The 16,985-nt window shown below is 40.0% G+C and carries 13 protein-coding genes; 7 read left to right on the top strand and 6 right to left on the bottom strand.

From position 1 onward, the window contains the following. Window positions 1–42: 42 nt before the first annotated feature. The 4 genes from WFN33_RS05935 to WFN33_RS05920 are packed head-to-tail and all read right to left on the bottom strand — an operon-like array spanning window position 43 to window position 7,110. The gene (locus WFN33_RS05935; RefSeq protein WP_336952056.1) at window positions 43–2,196 is read right to left on the bottom strand and encodes a hypothetical protein; all 2,154 of its coding nucleotides are present in this window, start codon (window positions 2,194–2,196) and stop codon (window positions 43–45) included. After that, entirely contained in the window at window positions 2,193–3,377 is a 1,185-nt protein-coding gene (locus tag WFN33_RS05930) for a VWA domain-containing protein (RefSeq protein WP_336952055.1), read from the bottom strand. The genes WFN33_RS05935 and WFN33_RS05930 overlap by 4 nt, the downstream gene beginning before the upstream one ends. Then, window positions 3,374–6,016, bottom strand: coding sequence for a DUF5682 family protein (locus tag WFN33_RS05925; RefSeq protein ID WP_336952054.1), 2,643 nt, complete (start codon window positions 6,014–6,016; stop codon window positions 3,374–3,376). The genes WFN33_RS05930 and WFN33_RS05925 overlap by 4 nt, the downstream gene beginning before the upstream one ends. A gap of 2 nt (window positions 6,017–6,018) precedes the next feature. Beyond that, window positions 6,019–7,110, bottom strand: coding sequence for an ATP-binding protein (locus tag WFN33_RS05920; RefSeq protein ID WP_336952053.1), 1,092 nt, complete (start codon window positions 7,108–7,110; stop codon window positions 6,019–6,021). 311 nt (window positions 7,111–7,421) lie between these two features. Between WFN33_RS05920 and WFN33_RS05915 the strand changes: the two genes are divergently transcribed. From WFN33_RS05915 to rimI, 7 genes are all read left to right on the top strand, one after another. Continuing rightward, window positions 7,422–8,903 carry an EcsC family protein gene (locus WFN33_RS05915; protein WP_336952052.1) on the top strand — a complete coding sequence of 494 codons (1,482 nt, stop codon included), beginning with the start codon at window positions 7,422–7,424 and terminating at the stop codon, window positions 8,901–8,903. Between the two features lie 147 nt (window positions 8,904–9,050). Further along, on the top strand, window positions 9,051–9,425 hold the full coding sequence (gene rpsL, locus WFN33_RS05910; protein ID WP_004648013.1) for a 30S ribosomal protein S12: 375 nt from the start codon (window positions 9,051–9,053) through the stop codon (window positions 9,423–9,425). Window positions 9,426–9,604: 179 nt separating this feature from the next. Next, on the top strand, window positions 9,605–10,075 hold the full coding sequence (rpsG, locus tag WFN33_RS05905; protein ID WP_004655203.1) for a 30S ribosomal protein S7: 471 nt from the start codon (window positions 9,605–9,607) through the stop codon (window positions 10,073–10,075). Window positions 10,076–10,262: 187 nt separating this feature from the next. After that, window positions 10,263–12,401: an elongation factor G gene (gene fusA, locus WFN33_RS05900; RefSeq protein WP_336952051.1), complete on the top strand. Its 2,139-nt coding sequence runs from the start codon at window positions 10,263–10,265 to the stop codon at window positions 12,399–12,401. Between the two features lie 93 nt (window positions 12,402–12,494). Continuing rightward, window positions 12,495–13,685: an elongation factor Tu gene (gene tuf / locus WFN33_RS05895; RefSeq protein ID WP_004723653.1), complete on the top strand. Its 1,191-nt coding sequence runs from the start codon at window positions 12,495–12,497 to the stop codon at window positions 13,683–13,685. A 221-nt stretch (window positions 13,686–13,906) separates the two neighbouring features. Beyond that, a complete protein-coding gene (locus WFN33_RS05890) occupies window positions 13,907–14,788 on the top strand; it encodes a metal-dependent hydrolase (protein WP_096735010.1) in 882 nt (293 codons plus the stop codon). 111 nt (window positions 14,789–14,899) lie between these two features. Then, window positions 14,900–15,358: a ribosomal protein S18-alanine N-acetyltransferase gene (rimI, locus tag WFN33_RS05885; protein ID WP_336952050.1), complete on the top strand. Its 459-nt coding sequence runs from the start codon at window positions 14,900–14,902 to the stop codon at window positions 15,356–15,358. 38 nt (window positions 15,359–15,396) lie between these two features. Here the strand turns inward: rimI and WFN33_RS05880 are convergent, their stop codons facing one another. After that, window positions 15,397–16,212 (bottom strand): arginyltransferase, encoded by an 816-nt coding sequence (locus WFN33_RS05880; RefSeq protein ID WP_336952049.1) that lies wholly within the window; start codon window positions 16,210–16,212, stop codon window positions 15,397–15,399. Between the two features lie 23 nt (window positions 16,213–16,235). Continuing rightward, window positions 16,236–16,967: a leucyl/phenylalanyl-tRNA--protein transferase gene (gene aat, locus WFN33_RS05875; RefSeq protein WP_336952048.1), complete on the bottom strand. Its 732-nt coding sequence runs from the start codon at window positions 16,965–16,967 to the stop codon at window positions 16,236–16,238. Window positions 16,968–16,985 lie beyond the last annotated feature (18 nt).

The following is a 16,985-nucleotide window of genomic DNA, read 5'->3' as shown; positions in this document are numbered from 1 at the left end:
TTATAGAAAAATATCATCAATTTAAATAGCAAGCTTAATTTATCACGACGTAACTTGTCCCTCTAAAGCGATTCTATGATTTAGGCGTTGTAGTTGTAATAAAACATGTCGCCATTTTAAAAGCTGACTGGCTAAACTGTGCTGGGTGGAATCTGATTTGAGTGAGTTTTGAATAAAGCTTAAACCCAAATCTGCAAACTTTTCAGCAAAATCATCTAGTTTAACCAAATCATCCGTATCCAATTTTGAACGACCTGTATTCGCATAGAATTCAAACAAGGCTTGTGACTCCAAGATCAAAAGGTCTAATACAGATAAATGTTGCTGCTGTTTCCACTGCTTTTTTTGTTCGAGCAGTTTTTCAATACGACCCGTAATCAGCTCAACCAAGCTACTTTTCTTCTGTACAGGATGGTCATAATCCAGACTGAATATTTTTAAACCTTTTGGCGTTGTTAAAAATACACTACATGGAATGAATTGAATTTGTTGCTGTGTTGTTTCGATACGTACCAACGTTGCGATAATTTTTTCATTATGAATCAGTTGGGTGAGATGTTTAATTCGTGCACGGTATTCAGGTTCTATCGGAATGACCAGTTTGAGTGCTCTATTTTCATCGTCAGTGATACGGTATTCAAAATATTGCTCTAGCTCGTTGAGTTCAGGTGCTGTGATACTTTTATGGCGAAGCAGTACATAACGTGATTTAAGCTGGTCTAGGCTTGAATGCGGAAGAAGCATTTGCTGTAAAGATTGCCATGTTGAAATGCCAATATTCATTTGTTCTAAATCGGATTGGCTAAGTGCATTCAACATGCCTTTTGGTAAAAAACGAGTATCTGTGCTGGCACTAAGTTGTGTCTCTGAACTGGATTTTGCATGGGTTAATTCAAGTTGATGTTGCAGTAAAAAGCTGAGAGAACTCCCCCAGATCCCAGTATTGGCTGCACTGTGCATATCAAAGGTGCGATCTAAATGATTGGCACGTGCCTGAGTCACTTCTTTGAGTTGTTGCTCTTTTACATCCCAGAAGCATACTGTTAGACCATGTGCACCACTCTCTGTATTCCACCATTCACAACCAAGAGGGATCAGATGCGCTATGCTTTCTTGTTGATAGTCACGTTGTACAGCACCTCGAAGTTGTCGCAATGCTTCGGCTTGAACATCTGGATTTAAATGCTCGATTTCTGACAGTGCAGCCAAATAGGCATACAAATGTGCCAATTGATTAAAAATCTGTTGCTCATCAACCTGTATATCTGCTTCTAAAAACTGCTTCATTGAACCATGTAAAGCACGCAATAAGCTCCCTAAACGTGGTAAGTTTTGTGCGCGTGCTTGCATATTTAAAATATGCAGTGACATGACCATTTCTTTGGCCAAATGTGACAAACCTTGCTGAATAAAGTTTTGACAAATGATTTTAAGTTCTTGGATCAATACCCGATCATCAGGTGAAAGTTGCTGTGTAGGATGGTGTTGTTGCGCTGTTATATCAATTGACCATTGCCATTTTTCAGGGACATTTTTGAGAAATAAATAAGCAATACATGCCAAATGCCCAGCAACTTTTTGTTTGTCTGCGATTTCTGACAACATGCCTTCAAACCCTGTTGCGGGGTAGAGAACAACTGGATTGGGACTTAAATCGGTTTGAAAAATGATTTTATATTCTTGAATACCAATTTGACAATGTTCAGATTGAAGCAACCAATTTTGTACAAATTCATAGGCCAAACGAATATTGGCTTTGCCTGCTTGTTTTTGGATTTTACTTAGATCAAATTCTAAAACAGTTTCAAGGGCCGATGTTGTAGCTTGTTTAGATGTCTCAGTATGTTGAGATGCTTCCTGTTGAGCGAGCAGTACTGTATCTTCTCGATTATTGTTAGGTCTATTTTCACTTGGGGTATTTGCGGTCGTCAGGAGTGTTTCATGTTCCTGAACCCATAAAATACTGCTGAGAATGTGTTTACAACAACCTTGTGCTGAACAACTACACAATGCTTTGGTGATGCCTTCAAAGGGCAGTTTAACTTCACATTCTTCGACTTTAAATACCAGTTGATCGTGCTCTTGTTGCAGTAGTTCAACAGCATCTAAGGCTTTACGGGCACGACGTAGAAGACCAGCATTGCTGTGCATGGTTAGGCTGTCTTCATCGTATTGAGTATAAATATGCCAACTCATTGCATCACCTCTGCAAACCATGTCGCCAAATGTTCGGGGGTCATTGCAGCGATTTGCATACCGCGTTCTTGGAGTTTTTGTGCCATATTGATGTCATAAACAGGATTGGCTGCTTGATCCAGCGCAGCAAGCCCAAGTAGTTTGCAGCCTTGTTGGTTGAGTTGACTGGTGGTGTTGAGCATTTGTTGAACGGATGCACCTTCTTCAAAGTCACTGATCAAGACTAAAATACTGCGATTGGGTTGTTTAATCTTTTTTTGACAGTATTGCAAAGCTTGACCAATGTTGGTTCCGCCACCGAGTTGAATGGTCAGTAAGACTTCAACTGGGTCATGTGCCAAATGGCTTAAATCAACAATTTGAGTGTCAAATAGGACTAGACTAATATTGACCGCAGGCAGAGCTGCCAAAATACTGGCACATACTGCTGCATACATGATCGAATCCATCATCGAGCCACTTTGGTCGACACACAGTACAATTTCCCATGGCAAATGCTTCTGTACACGGGCATTAAAATAAGGGGTTTGGATAATCAGTTTTTGTAAATCAGGCTGATAATTTTTGAGATTGGCTTGAATGGTCCGTTTCCAATCAAAGTTTTGTGCCTGTTTAAGATGTGAACGCTTAAAACGATTACGGCGACCTTGTAACGCTTTTAAAAATTGTGTGCGGATTTTTTGTAAGAGTTCTTCCACGACTTTTTGAATTAATTCTCGAATCGCATCTTTCATTTCATTACTTAAACGACCGCGCATACTCAGCAAAGCTTTGGCAACCGCAGGGTTGGGTTCAAGTTGTCTTACATGCTCTGGGTTTTTAAATAATTCAGTTAACTCATAACGTTCTATGGCTTGTTTTTGCATACGTTCAAAGGTCGATTTTGGGAACAGTTTTCGACTTTGGTTGAGCCAGTTAATCGCGTTAAGTTGAGAGGCTTCTAAACCGCCATGGCGGTTTTTCCCTTGTTGGATGCCCCGACGCTTATATTCATTTTGGTAGAGATAATCGAGATTGTGTTCAAGTTTAAGTTGATCGCCTGACAATGCCGCTGTTGATAAATTCTGGTCGGCATATCGACCGAGCATCAAGCGCCAACGGCGTGCTTGATCCATGGCATCAAGAGAAGCAGGGGGATCGGAGTTTTCATCAAGATTTGGTTCAGGAGGTAATTGACTCATTTATTCACTCCTTGTTGTTCTGATTGCTGTTCAAGCTGTTGTTCTTGATTAGAGCGATTGATTGCCCAGCGATCTAAGTGATCATATTCAAATATTTTGTGCAGTAGTTGGTTAAGTTGTATGCCCTGGAATACATCCTGTTCCCCAATATGACTAAGCACTTGATCGAGAATGACATTCTCTCCTAGTCCTGTGGTTTTAGCGATAATTTTAGATACTTTGGTGCTTTGCTTTGGGGTGAGCTGACTAAAGATATAGCGTAAATCAGGTAAAATCCGAATAAAGGTGTCTTCCGTCCAATGACTGACCAATTGGTGAAGTGCATCAATTGCAACATTGGATTGCACAAAGATTTCAGGCGCAATAAAAAACATGCCATGTAGGTATTGCACAGCGTTTTCAGGATCGCTTCCCACTGCAAAAGCCAGTTGTAATTGTTGTTGAAGTTGATTTTGCTCAATTTGATGATCTAAAAATTGCAAAGTATTTAGCGCGCCTTTGAGTGAGCTAAGATGAAATTCATCAATTTTTGCCAGATCAATTTGGCTATACATCAGTTCCAGTAAATCCACAGCTTGTGCATTCACGACTGCATGTTGTAGTGAAGAATTCCGTTGCTTGATATTTAAAATCAGTTCATGCAAGGTTTTTAAGTTGCTAAGATTTTGTTCAATTTTTTCTTCATGGGTATCGTAAATTTGATCAAGTAAAAAACAGGCCTGATAGACGGCAAAACTTAAACTTTGTATCACGATTTTTTCGGGTAAATTTAACAGTTTGTGACCATGCCATAAATAATACAATTGCTGTGCTGCACCAATCACCGATGCAAGGTTTTGATCGCTTTCTAAAAAAGTATCGAGTTGTTGACTGAGCAATTCTAAATGTTGCTTTAATCCTAAGCGGCACGCCAAAGCTAGCAATTTGGCAGTTTCAAAGGCAGATTGCCCGACACCTTTTGCTTCATTTCCTTGCTGTAGTTGAATAATTTTAAGCAGTGCAATTTGTTCGAGTTGGTTGCCCATTTCTGCCAGTTCAATCAAACGTGCTTCAACACTTGGTGTCCATGCATAGCGCCATTCCTCAAACAACAAATCCAGACTGGCACCCTGTACAAAATCTGGACCTGAAATACGTTGGGCAAAATTACAGCCTACAAATTCCAGTAAATGCAAATATTGGCTAATGTTCTGATGTAAAGGTTTTCGATAAATATCGAGTTTTCGATTGCGTATAATGGTGTCATTTAAATTAAAACGATAGGCTTTAATCTGTTGATAGGTATTTTGTAATAATGCAGGACTGTGCTGATTTTGAGCAACCTTACCAAGTTGTTGTCCACTTAAAAACTGAAAAATTAGGGTAAATAAATGCTGTTGTCCATCATCCATTTCCCCTTTGATGAGTGCTGATTGCAAAGCATCGAGTAAATCATAACGGCTTGGTTGATGATGTCCACGAAGGCAAGCCAATTGCCAAGCAAGTTCAGCGGTATTTTTTAGTGCGATATAAGGCGTTACATCCAGTGCATTTTCTTGGTTTAAAAAATGGCACAACTTATTTAAATATTGAAAAAATTGCAGTTGTGTCTGTTCAACTGTTGGATTGTTTGCAGATTTTAAATTTTGCCAATGTTGTTGATAATATGCAGGTGAGGGCATACCTGAAGCATAGCCATTTAAAGCATCTAAACGATCGAAACTATAGCGAATCAGCCAAGCTTGCTCTTGCCAGTTTTGCTTTTGATCTTGGACAATAAAACGTTCTGCTTGCTGTGGGGCTACTAGATTTTCAATTAAGGCAAGACTATGAAAGCCACCCGTGATCACCAAAATTTTATGCTTGGGATCAATACTATCTTGGATGCAATTCCACATCACATCTTCACGATGTAATGAAGCATCTTGCAAAAGTACCTCACGCTCATAATCCAAACGTGCTAATGAACACCAAGCAAAAACATCATCAAAAAATGTTTGAGCATGTTGCAGTTGTTCAACATTTTGCAGCTCGAATAAATGATCCCAAAGTTCATCATGATTTCGGCAATGCATCGTTTCAGCAAGTTTTTGGATATATTGGCTATGTGCAAAATAACGTTCAGACAGCAGACTTTTTTGTTGCCAGTCCAAATCAGACTGTTGCGTTTTTAAGGCACTTTGTTTTGCCCAATCCAAGTCAATAAATTTAACGTCTGCTTGAATGTGTTTTGCCTGTTGGATAGCGACCCATTCAGGGGAGTATTCACAAAAAGGGAAGTAGGCAGAAAAGATTTCTGGTTGAACTTCTGCATTACTTTCATGTGCTTCGTCAGCACCATTTCTATTTGCAGCGCCTTTTTGGGGGGAGGTTTTATTTGAAGAACGTTGCGCTTGTGCAAATATTGCCACAGGAGGCTGAGTGGCTTGGTTCTGTAAGCTTTCAATTAAGAATTCAAAACTTGTTGGTGCTTCGATTAAAATGTGTGTGGGCTTAAGTTCATCGATATATTGCTTGAGCGCGTATGCACAAGCGGGGCTATGATGGCGGATTGGCGCAAAAAAAACGTTTTGTTTTGCCAGTTGCTGTTTCAGTTGAAATGCCTGTTTTAAGCGTGCAGGCATTTCCCCTCTCTCTATATTTCGATCCAGCAGCTGCATGATTAAAACTCTCGGCTGGCTTCATAGAAACTTTTCCAATCAGCATCCTTACGTGCACGCTCTTTCACCACAGTATCAAGATAGTAACGCAGGCGTTTAGCATCATCTGGATTATCTTTAAACACAACCCCAATCAATTGTTGTGCGAGGTGTTCTGCTTTTAATTTTCCATCACTGAGATAAATGGCTTGTAGACCTGCCGCATGGGCAATATTGACTGCTTCAGCAGTAGACATAACAGCATCAGGCGTTTTAAGTGTTGCGCCTTGCAGACTTTGTCCTGTTCTAAGCTCATTGAAAATGGTCACCAAGAGTTCGATGACTTCTGGGCGAACTTGGATTTCACTGTATAAATCAGCAAGCTGGTTCTTAAGTTGTAATCCCACCAGTTCGATTTCAAATTTTTGGTCACGAATCGGTTTTACCGTTTCAAAGTTAAAGCGACGCTTTAATGCTGCTGACATTTCATGTACGCCACGATCACGCAAGTTTGCTGTTGCGATGATGTTAAATCCTTGTGTTGCTTGCAAACTAAAATCTTGTCCCATTTCAGGGATCATCATTTGCTTTTCAGACAGTAAAGACACCAATACATCCTGAATTTCAGGTGGGCAACGTGTGATTTCTTCAAAGCGGGCAATTTGTCCATTTTTCATAGCATAGAAGAGCGGGGAGGGAATTAATGATTTATCTGTTGGTCCTTCCGATAAAAGTAATGCGTAGTTCCAAGAATATTTAATATGGTCTTCGGTCGTCCCCGCTGTTCCTTGAATCGTGAGCTGAGAATTGGCTGAAATTGCAGCACTAAATAGCTCTGAAAGCATTGATTTTGCTGTACCTGGTTCACCCACCAGCATCAAACCCTGATTGCCCATCAAGGTAACCAAGGCACGGTCAACTAAAGCATCGTCACCATAAAATTTTTTTTGAATATCAAGTTTGGCATCACCCAAAATAAATGAGCGAACAGCGTAGGCAGAAAGTTGCCAACCTGCTGGCTTTCTATGTTGATCTTGTTCTTTTAAGCGTTCTAGTTCTGCTTGATATTTTTGTTCTGAACTGTGTTTAATTTGATTTTGAAAATTTTGCTTCATAATGATTCTGTATATTTTATCCAATGAATCTATCATAACTGGCAAAGACTAAGATGACCACTAGTACGTAAGTCGCTCGCGACAAATTATGACATCTGTTTGTTATAGAAAGTATTTTTAAGTAAATTGAGTACTGTAATTGCAAGTGAACTAGGGTTAGATTGTTTATAATTGTATAGTATGATGATCTGTATTGAAATTTTGTGAAATAGTGATTGTATTGATTCGCAAATCAGTACATTAATGTAAGCGTTGAGAAACTATTTAATACAAGCTTTAGTGTTTGAAAAACCACAGTTACGAGGGTGCACATGGCAAATTCTAATAAAAAACAATCCGGCGGATTTATTTCAAATGCTTTTGGCGTAGCCAAAAAGCTAAGCGAAACAGGTTTAAGTGTGGTCAATCATGTTGCTCCTGGTACGGTGAGTAAATTGAGCCACAGTCCTAAAGTTGAATCCGTTGTGCAAGGTACTGCTCAAGAAAGAAGTGCTTTTGAGCGTAAACAATATGAAAATCCTCAACAGATGCTACGAGAACATCTACCGAATGTAACGGGACAGCTTTTGGGGAAACATTTTAAAAAAATCAATAATGTCGCTTCGTTTATTTCGCCAGATTTAAACGATAAATTGTCTGATTTTATTTTTGATAAGCTCAATGAGTTTGTTTCAGAATTGACGTCTGTAGATGCTGTTCTAAAAGAAGTGGGTGCAAAAAGCTTGGCAGAATTGGCTAAGGATACTGAACGTTCACAACGAATCAGTATTGCATTGGCAAATCAGAATAAAATTATAGCTGCAATTCAAGGTGCGGTTACTGGTGCGTTTGGTGGCGTAGGTGCAATTCTTGATGTACCTAGTTCACTGGCTTTGGCACTTCGAAGTGTTTATCACACTGGAAGAGCGCATGGTTTTGAGTTGAATGCAAAAGATCATGCCGTTGTTGAATACATCTTTAAACAAATTGATCTAGGCACTGTTGCTGAAAAACACGCATTAATGGCGGCAATACGAACTTTTGCAGGGGTGTTGCAAACTCACAATGTGAGTCAATTGCAACAGCTTTTAGGTTCAAGCAATGATATAGAGCTGTTAAAAAAATGGGTGGCAAATGAGGATGGTACATTTAAGTTGCCGTGGATGAATAATCTTCCACATTTTAGCTTGCTGACACGACTTACACCCCTAGCTACGATGGGAATCAGTGCTGTATATAGCTGGAAGTTAGTCGATGATGCAACTGATAAAGCTCAAATCGTATTTTCAGGTGCAAGGCAATATTTGTTACAGCATTCTGATGAAAAAATTGATGTATTAGAGGCTTATGAAAAATTTAGTCAATTGATCTCAGATGCGCATCCCTTGCTTTTAGACGACAGTAAAGCACAAACACTTACAGAGAAAGCAGAGCCTCAGGTTGAAAATGAAGCAATTACTCATGTTGAAGTGAAAGAAAAAACCAGTGAAACTGTTGAAGAGCCCAATGCTGAGGAAAAAGTTGGGCAGGGGATTCAAAAACTGGCTGAAACTCACATTGAAGATAAACATGCGACTCAACTGGAAAATAAAGCGACACCAGTAAAACCTCAACGCACTGGGCAAAAGAAAGCAGTAACAGTGAATGCTTCTACAGAGAAAGCAAAAGAAGTAGCGAAAACATCGGCACCTGCGAAAACTGTAACAAAAAAGCGCACCCCTATAAAAGCTAAAGCGACTGCAGAAAATGTGGTAAAATTAACTGAAAAATCGCAAGAAGTTACTGAAACAAAATCAGAAAATAAGCCTGATTAGGTTGAATCATCTATTCAGCCAAAGCTTGAAATGGTCAATATTTGACACCATGTTGAATGTTGACCATTTTTACTTCTTGGCTTACAATTGCATGCCCTCAAAAAGTGGTAATTTTTTGAGGCTTTTTATTAACGGGAGAATTGCCATATGGCAACAACAAATCAGTTGATCCGTAAGGGTCGCACAACTTTGATTGAAAAATCAAAAGTTCCTGCGTTGAAGGCTTGTCCACAACGTCGTGGTGTTTGTACACGTGTTTATACAACTACACCTAAAAAACCTAACTCAGCAATGCGTAAAGTTTGCCGTGTTCGCTTAACTTCAGGTTTCGAAGTTTCTAGCTATATCGGTGGTGAAGGCCATAACCTACAAGAGCACAGTGTTGTTCTTATCCGTGGTGGTCGTGTTAAAGACTTACCAGGTGTACGTTACCATACCGTTCGTGGTTCTTTGGACTGTGCTGGTGTTAAAGATCGTAACCAGTCTCGTTCAAAATACGGTACTAAACGTCCTAAGAAATAATCTTTTAAAGATTAGCTTCTTAAGAAGATAGAGCCGCAATCCTTTAGCGTCTCGCTTGTCTGATTTCTGCATTAATTTTGTGAAATTCAAGCGACGTGTAGTAAGGCCAGTGAATAGCACACGACACTTTGTGCTGATGCTGGATAAACCTGAAGTGTCATATTTATAGGTAGATTAAAATGCCAAGACGTCGCGTAGTCGCTGCTCGTGAAATCCTTCCGGATCCTAAGTTCAGTAGCCAAACAATCGCTAAATTCATGAACCACGTAATGCAAGATGGTAAAAAGTCTATTGCTGAAAGTATCGTTTACGGTGCTTTAGACCGCGTTCAAGAAAAAAACAAAGTAGACCCAGTTGAATTTTTTGAGACTACTCTTGAAAAAGTTCGTCCTATGGTCGAAGTAAAAGCACGCCGTGTTGGTGGTGCTACTTATCAAGTACCTATGGAAGTACGCCCATCCCGTCGTACTGCCTTAGCTATGCGTTGGTTGGTAGATGCTGCTGCTAAGCGTTCTGAAAAAACTATGGCGTTACGTCTTGCTGGTGAGTTGCTTGATGCAGCTGAAGGTAAAGGCGCAGCGATCAAAAAACGTGAAGATGTGCATCGTATGGCTGAAGCTAACAAAGCCTTCTCTCACTACCGCTTCTAAGCGGCTAAAACAGTCCCTAATCAGGAGAATACTCATGCGTACTGCAGCACGATTTAACATCGCCCTCTACCAAAGTGGGGGATTTGCGGGTATTTAAGTTGCCCATTACGTATTGAGTATCCGTACGCATCAATGCTTCATTGATGCGTCCTGTTTTAAACAACAAAATTTAGGAATGCAAGAAATCATGGCTCGTCAAACCCCAATTTCTCGTTATCGTAACATTGGTATTTCTGCGCACATTGATGCGGGTAAAACTACAACTACTGAACGTATTTTGTTCTACACTGGTGTATCTCACAAAATTGGTGAAGTACATGACGGTGCAGCAACAATGGACTGGATGGAACAAGAGCAAGAACGTGGTATTACAATCACTTCAGCTGCTACGACGTGTTTCTGGTCTGGTATGGGTAAGCAGTTCCCTGAACACCGTATCAACGTAATTGATACACCGGGACACGTAGACTTCACAATTGAAGTTGAACGTTCTATGCGTGTTCTTGACGGTGCGTGCATGGTTTACTGTGCTGTAGGTGGTGTTCAACCTCAGTCAGAAACTGTATGGCGTCAAGCAAATAAATATAAAGTGCCTCGTTTAGCATTCGTGAACAAGATGGACCGTACTGGTGCAAACTTCTTCCGTGTTGTTGAACAAATGCGTACTCGTTTAGGTGCTCATCCTGTACCTGTAGTGATTCCGATTGGTGCTGAAGAAAATTTCCAAGGTGTTGTTGACCTGATCGAAATGAAAGCAATCATTTGGGATGAAGCTTCTCAAGGTATGCAGTTCGAATATGGTGATATTCCTGCTGATCTTCAAGCATCTGCTGAAGAATGGCGCACCAATATGGTTGAAGCTGCTGCAGAAGCATCTGAAGAGTTGATGGACAAGTACCTTGAAGAAGGCGATCTTTCTAAAGAAGACATCGTTGCGGGTATTCGTGCACAAACTTTGGCTGGCGAAATCCAACCAATGCTTTGTGGTACAGCATTCAAAAACAAAGGTGTTCAACGTATGTTGGACGCTGTAATTGAATTCTTACCATCGCCTACTGAAGTTAAGCCTATCGAAGGTATTCTTGACGACAAAGCTGAAACTAAAGCGATTCGTGAAGCATCTGATGAAGCGCCATTCTCTGCATTAGCGTTCAAAATCATGAACGATAAGTTCGTAGGTAACTTGACTTTCGTACGTGTTTATTCTGGTGTTCTTAAGCAAGGTGACCCAGTATATAACCCAGTTAAGTCTAAACGTGAACGTATTGGTCGTATCGTACAAATGCACGCAAATGATCGTCAAGACGTTGAAGAAATTCGCGCTGGTGACATCGCTGCATGTGTAGGTCTTAAAGACGTAACAACTGGTGATACGTTGTGTGATGAGAAAAACATCATTACGCTAGAGCGTATGGAATTCCCAGAGCCAGTAATTTCTCTTGCTGTTGAGCCAAAAACTAAGGCTGACCAAGAAAAAATGTCTATCGCTCTTGGTCGTTTGGCTAAAGAAGATCCATCGTTCCGTGTACGCACAGACGAAGAATCTGGTCAAACGATTATTGCGGGTATGGGTGAGCTTCACCTTGACATCCTTGTTGATCGTATGAAGCGTGAATTTAACGTTGAAGCGAACATTGGTAAACCAATGGTTGCTTACCGCGAAACAATCAAAAAGACTGTTGAGCAAGAAGGTAAATTCGTACGTCAAACAGGTGGTAAAGGTAAATTCGGTCATGTATATGTTCGTTTAGAGCCTATGGATGTTGAAGAAGCTGGTAAAGAATACCAATTCGCTGAAGAAGTTGTAGGTGGTGTAGTACCTAAAGAATTCTTCGGTGCGGTTGACAAAGGTATTCAAGAACGTATGAAGAATGGTGTATTGGCTGGTTACCCTGTTGTGGGTATCAAAGCGACATTATTTGATGGTTCTTACCATGATGTCGATTCTGACGAATTATCGTTCAAAATGGCAGGTTCTTACGCATTCCGTGATGGTTTCATGAAAGCAGATCCTATCTTGCTTGAACCAATCATGAAAGTTGAAGTAGAAACTCCAGAAGACTACATGGGCGATATCATGGGTGACTTAAACCGTCGTCGTGGTATGGTTCAGGGTATGGACGACTTACCTGGCGGTACTAAAGCAATTCGTGCTGAAGTTCCACTTGCTGAGATGTTTGGTTACGCGACTCAAATGCGTTCTATGTCTCAAGGTCGTGCGACATATTCTATGGAATTTGCTAAATATGCTGAAACTCCACGTAACGTGGCTGAAGGCATCATTTCTAAATTCCAGTCTGGCGGTAAAAAAGGTGACGACGAGTAATCTTTCGATTACTATAAGCCCAAACTAATTCATAGTTAAAAACCAAGTGCTCATGCAGTGACCCTGCATGAGTAGTTTAAAAAGGAAGCTCTCATGGCTAAGGCTAAGTTTGAACGTAATAAGCCACACGTAAACGTGGGTACAATTGGTCACGTCGACCATGGTAAAACAACTTTAACTGCTGCAATTGCAACAATTTGTGCAAAAACTTACGGCGGTGAAGCTAAAGACTACGCAGCAATCGATTCTGCACCAGAAGAAAAAGCACGTGGTATTACAATTAATACTTCACACGTAGAATACGATTCTCCAATTCGTCACTACGCTCACGTAGACTGCCCAGGTCACGCCGATTATGTTAAAAACATGATCACTGGTGCTGCTCAGATGGATGGTGCGATCCTTGTATGTGCTGCGACTGATGGTCCAATGCCACAAACTCGTGAACACATCCTTCTTTCTCGCCAAGTAGGTGTACCTTATATTCTTGTATTCCTTAACAAGTGTGACCTTGTTGATGATGAAGAATTACTTGAATTGGTAGAAATGGAAGTTCGTGAACTTCTATCTACTTATGACTTCCCAGGTGATGACACGCCTATCATCCGTGGTTCAGCACTTGCTGCACTTAATGGTGATGCTGGTCAATATGGCGAATCAGCTGTACTTTCACTTGTTGAAGCGCTTGACTCTTATATCCCAGAACCAGAACGTGCTATCGATAAAGCATTCTTGATGCCAATCGAAGATGTATTCTCTATTTCTGGTCGTGGTACAGTGGTAACAGGTCGTGTAGAGTCTGGTATCGTTAAAGTCGGTGAAGAAGTTGAAATCGTTGGTATTAAAGATACAGTTAAAACAACTGTAACTGGCGTAGAAATGTTCCGTAAACTTCTTGACGAAGGTCGTGCGGGCGAGAACTGTGGTGTTCTTTTACGTGGTACTAAGCGTGAAGACGTACAACGTGGTCAAGTACTTGCTAAACCAGGTACAATCAAGCCGCACACTAAATTCGACGCAGAAGTATATGTACTTTCTAAAGAAGAAGGTGGTCGTCATACTCCGTTCCTTAACGGTTACCGTCCACAGTTCTACTTCCGTACAACTGATGTAACTGGTGCAATCCAATTACAAGACGGCGTTGAAATGGTTATGCCAGGTGACAACGTTGAAATGTCAGTAGAACTTATCCACCCAATCGCAATGGACCCAGGTCTACGTTTTGCGATCCGTGAAGGTGGTCGTACAGTTGGTGCTGGTGTAGTTGCTAAAGTAACTGCATAATCGCTGATTGTGTAAAAAGAGCGCTCCTTTGGAGCGCTTTTTTTATCGATAAAATAAACCCAGCTATAAATTGTTAGACAATACCTATCAAAAGCTGTCCTTAACTGATATTTGTGTGACCTAATCTGCAATTATTAAACTTTCATAAAAACGTAATATAAAGAAAGAGAAAAACAAACATAAAGAATTTAAGTGAATCTCACTTAATAGGAGGAATCGCAATGAATGCAAAAGTGAATATTTCAAACCGTGCTGGTGCATCTTTCCCTGTACGTCGTATGGATTTTAATTTTGACGACGTACCTGAATATTGGGCAAGTGGTTCGGCGGGTATTACACATTTCATGACTGCATTGTCAGCATTGTTCCCAGATGGCGAAAAACTTTTCATCGACTCAGTACGTGCGGTGCGTTATCACCCTGCGATTAAGGACAATGAAGCATTACAAAAAGAGATTAGTGCTTTCATTGGTCAAGAAGCCATGCATACCAAAGAGCATGAAAACTTTAATGCTTCAGCAAAAAAGTTTGGTCATGATGTTGAGAAATACGAGCGTGAAACAGGTGTGTTAATTCAGGGTGCACGTAAATGGTTTGCACGTGCAGTCAAACCATTTGGTATGACTCAAGAAATGGTGGATTTAACCGCGACGACTGCATTAGAGCATTTTACTGCAACAATTGCTTCGCAACTGTTAGTCAATGGACATATCCAAAAGTTAATGACTGATCCAACCATGTCGTATATGTGGTATTGGCATGCTGTGGAAGAAAATGAACATAAAGCAGTAGCTTATGATGTTTATGAAGCTGTATTTGGTAAAGGTATCAAAGCTTATGGTTTACGTACGACAGCTTTAGTTTTTGCAATGGTACTGATCTTTATGGCGCAATCATCTTTTGTAGTGCGTTTATTAAAAGAGGATGGAAAGCTCAACCTAAAAGAGCTCGGTATTATTTATAAATATGCTTATAGCCCATCTAAAGGCATTATCACAGGAATGACCAAAGAAATGTTGGCATACTTTAAACCAGGTTTCCATCCAAATGACCTAGATACTGTAAGTTTGCTCGAGACATGGAAAGCGAAACTGGGTCTGTAAGGCTTTTAAAGTGAGTATTTAAATTAAGGAGCAACAATTGTTGCTCTTTTTATTAGACTTATTGGTTTAATTTCTTATAATTCATTTTTTATATTGAGTTGATAAACGCAGATGATTCGTTTAATGCAATCTTCAGATCTGCACACTGTTTCTCAAATTGAAGACTTGGTACAAAGTCATCCTTGGAAAAAAAGTCAATTTGAAGAGTCCATAACAAGTTATCTAAGTACGGTGATTGAGCAAGACCATCAAGTGGTGGGTTTTTGTATTCTGCAACCTGTTTTAGATGAAGCGAATTTATTACTCATGGCGATTCATCCGAGCCAGCAAGGTAAAGGGCTAGGCTATCAACTGTTAGATGAATCAATTGCATTATTAAAAAATAATCCAGTACAAATCTTTCTTGAAGTGCGTGAGTCAAATAAAGCTGCGATTGCGCTTTATGAAAAAGCCAACTTTCATCAAATTGATTTAAGAAAAAATTATTATCCAAATCAACAGGGTGGCCGTGAACATGCAATTATTATGGTCAAATCCTGTAGTGATGATTTTTCAAAGTTATTTAAATAAGTTCTAATAATTTATAGAATGTTTACAGTGAAAGCCGATTATTTAATAATCGGCTCATTCCATTCTGAAGGCAGGGTTGTCATCAGCATATCGCCCAATTCTTCAATTTCTTTGGCCTCCAAGTGACGATTGATCCGTCGCCATTGCCCATCTAATAATAATTCAAATGGTGCATATTGAGATTTGTAATTCATTTTTTCAGCATGTGGAACCCAATACCCGAGGTAAACAAAATCTAAATCCAACGATTTTACATATTCAATTTGTTTGAGAATCGCAAAAACCCCCAGTGAGCGCTTACTTTCATTTGGATCAAAGAAGGTATACACCGCAGAGACCCCATCATCCAATTGATCGCAGGTAGAGACACTAATTAAACGATCATCTTTCCATAGTTCAAGGAAAAAGCTGTTGGTACAGCTATGGATCAGGAATTTTTCAAATTGGTCATAGCTGGGTGGGAACATATCACCATCAGCATGTCTTTCAATAATATAGCGCTCATATAAATGGTAATGCGTTTGTGTCGCCTCTTGGGTCGAAATAATTTTAACGGTTAAATCTTGATTGCGTTTCCATGCTTTTTTTTGAGCACTGCTCATTTTAAATTCAGCAACTGGCACCCGACAAGATAAACATTGACGGCAAAGATGACATTCAGGGCGATAAACAAAGTCACCACTGCGTCTAAAACCTACACGCGATAATTCGGAAAGTGTGACAACATCAATACGATGTACAGGATCGAGAAACACCATACGTGCAGATTTATTTTCTAGATAACTGCAATCATGTGGTGGCGTAATATAGTATTGTAAGTCGTTTAATAGGGACTTAGGATGATAAGAATTCATAAATCATGTCCCTCCTTTTATTTTCATTCCATTAAGCGCGATAAAATCGCTATTGTTTTACTTGAAAATACACGCTCTTGATAATTTTTCCAATCTATTGAGGGTTGTTTTATTACATCTTGTAACGATTTAAGGTATTCATGGCGAGAAAGTGTACAAGCACCGAGGCTGAGTAAGTGATCATTGACCAACTGACAGTCAATCCACGGTAAGTTATTTTCTCGGCCCAATAACATCAGTGTGTAAAAAGCCATTTTAGAAACATCGGTTTGAGTGCTAAACATCGACTCACCAAAACAACCATGCCCAATCGTCACACCATACAATCCACCTACAATTTTATCTTGATCCCAGACTTCAACGCTATAGGCATAGCCAGCCTCAAACAGTTGGCAATAACCGTGAATAATCTCTTCAGAAATCCAGGTTTCATCCGCATAGCTACGTGGGAGTGAACAGGAACGGATGACCTGTTCAAAAGCATGATTGATGGTAATTTTATAATCAAACTTTTTCATATTTCGCAGTAGTGATTTACTTGGATGATAATCCTGAGGGCGAATGATGCAACGAGGTTCTGGACACCACCAACATATTGGCTCACCTTCGGAAAACCATGGAAATAAGCCATGTGTATAGGCTTCATATAATGTAGAAGGTGCTAAGTCTGCGCCTATACAAATCAAGCCTTGTTCATCTGGATCAGCTTCTATTGGATCTGGAAAAATAAATTGTGAAGGGGAGATTTGATTCACGAGAATTCATCAATAAAA

The sequence above is a fragment of the Acinetobacter sp. AS167 genome, assembly GCF_037152175.1.
Lineage (GTDB): Bacteria > Pseudomonadota > Gammaproteobacteria > Pseudomonadales > Moraxellaceae > Acinetobacter.
This window is presented reverse-complemented; position numbering and strand designations above follow the sequence as displayed.

What these genes read in the sequence shown, in the direction of transcription:
- WFN33_RS05915 (WP_336952052.1), top strand. Translation starts at nt 7,422, where the DNA reads ATGGCAAATTCTAATAAAAAACAATCCGGCGGATTTATTTCAAATGCT.
- fusA (WP_336952051.1), top strand. Translation starts at nt 10,263, where the DNA reads ATGGCTCGTCAAACCCCAATTTCTCGTTATCGTAACATTGGTATTTCT.
- WFN33_RS05930 (WP_336952055.1), bottom strand. Translation starts at nt 3,377, where the DNA reads ATGAGTCAATTACCTCCTGAACCAAATCTTGATGAAAACTCCGATCCC.
- WFN33_RS05935 (WP_336952056.1), bottom strand. Translation starts at nt 2,196, where the DNA reads ATGAGTTGGCATATTTATACTCAATACGATGAAGACAGCCTAACCATG.
- WFN33_RS05880 (WP_336952049.1), bottom strand. Translation starts at nt 16,212, where the DNA reads ATGAATTCTTATCATCCTAAGTCCCTATTAAACGACTTACAATACTAT.
- tuf (WP_004723653.1), top strand. Translation starts at nt 12,495, where the DNA reads ATGGCTAAGGCTAAGTTTGAACGTAATAAGCCACACGTAAACGTGGGT.
- WFN33_RS05890 (WP_096735010.1), top strand. Translation starts at nt 13,907, where the DNA reads ATGAATGCAAAAGTGAATATTTCAAACCGTGCTGGTGCATCTTTCCCT.
- rimI (WP_336952050.1), top strand. Translation starts at nt 14,900, where the DNA reads ATGATTCGTTTAATGCAATCTTCAGATCTGCACACTGTTTCTCAAATT.
- WFN33_RS05925 (WP_336952054.1), bottom strand. Translation starts at nt 6,016, where the DNA reads ATGCAGCTGCTGGATCGAAATATAGAGAGAGGGGAAATGCCTGCACGC.
- rpsL (WP_004648013.1), top strand. Translation starts at nt 9,051, where the DNA reads ATGGCAACAACAAATCAGTTGATCCGTAAGGGTCGCACAACTTTGATT.
- WFN33_RS05920 (WP_336952053.1), bottom strand. Translation starts at nt 7,110, where the DNA reads ATGAAGCAAAATTTTCAAAATCAAATTAAACACAGTTCAGAACAAAAA.
- rpsG (WP_004655203.1), top strand. Translation starts at nt 9,605, where the DNA reads ATGCCAAGACGTCGCGTAGTCGCTGCTCGTGAAATCCTTCCGGATCCT.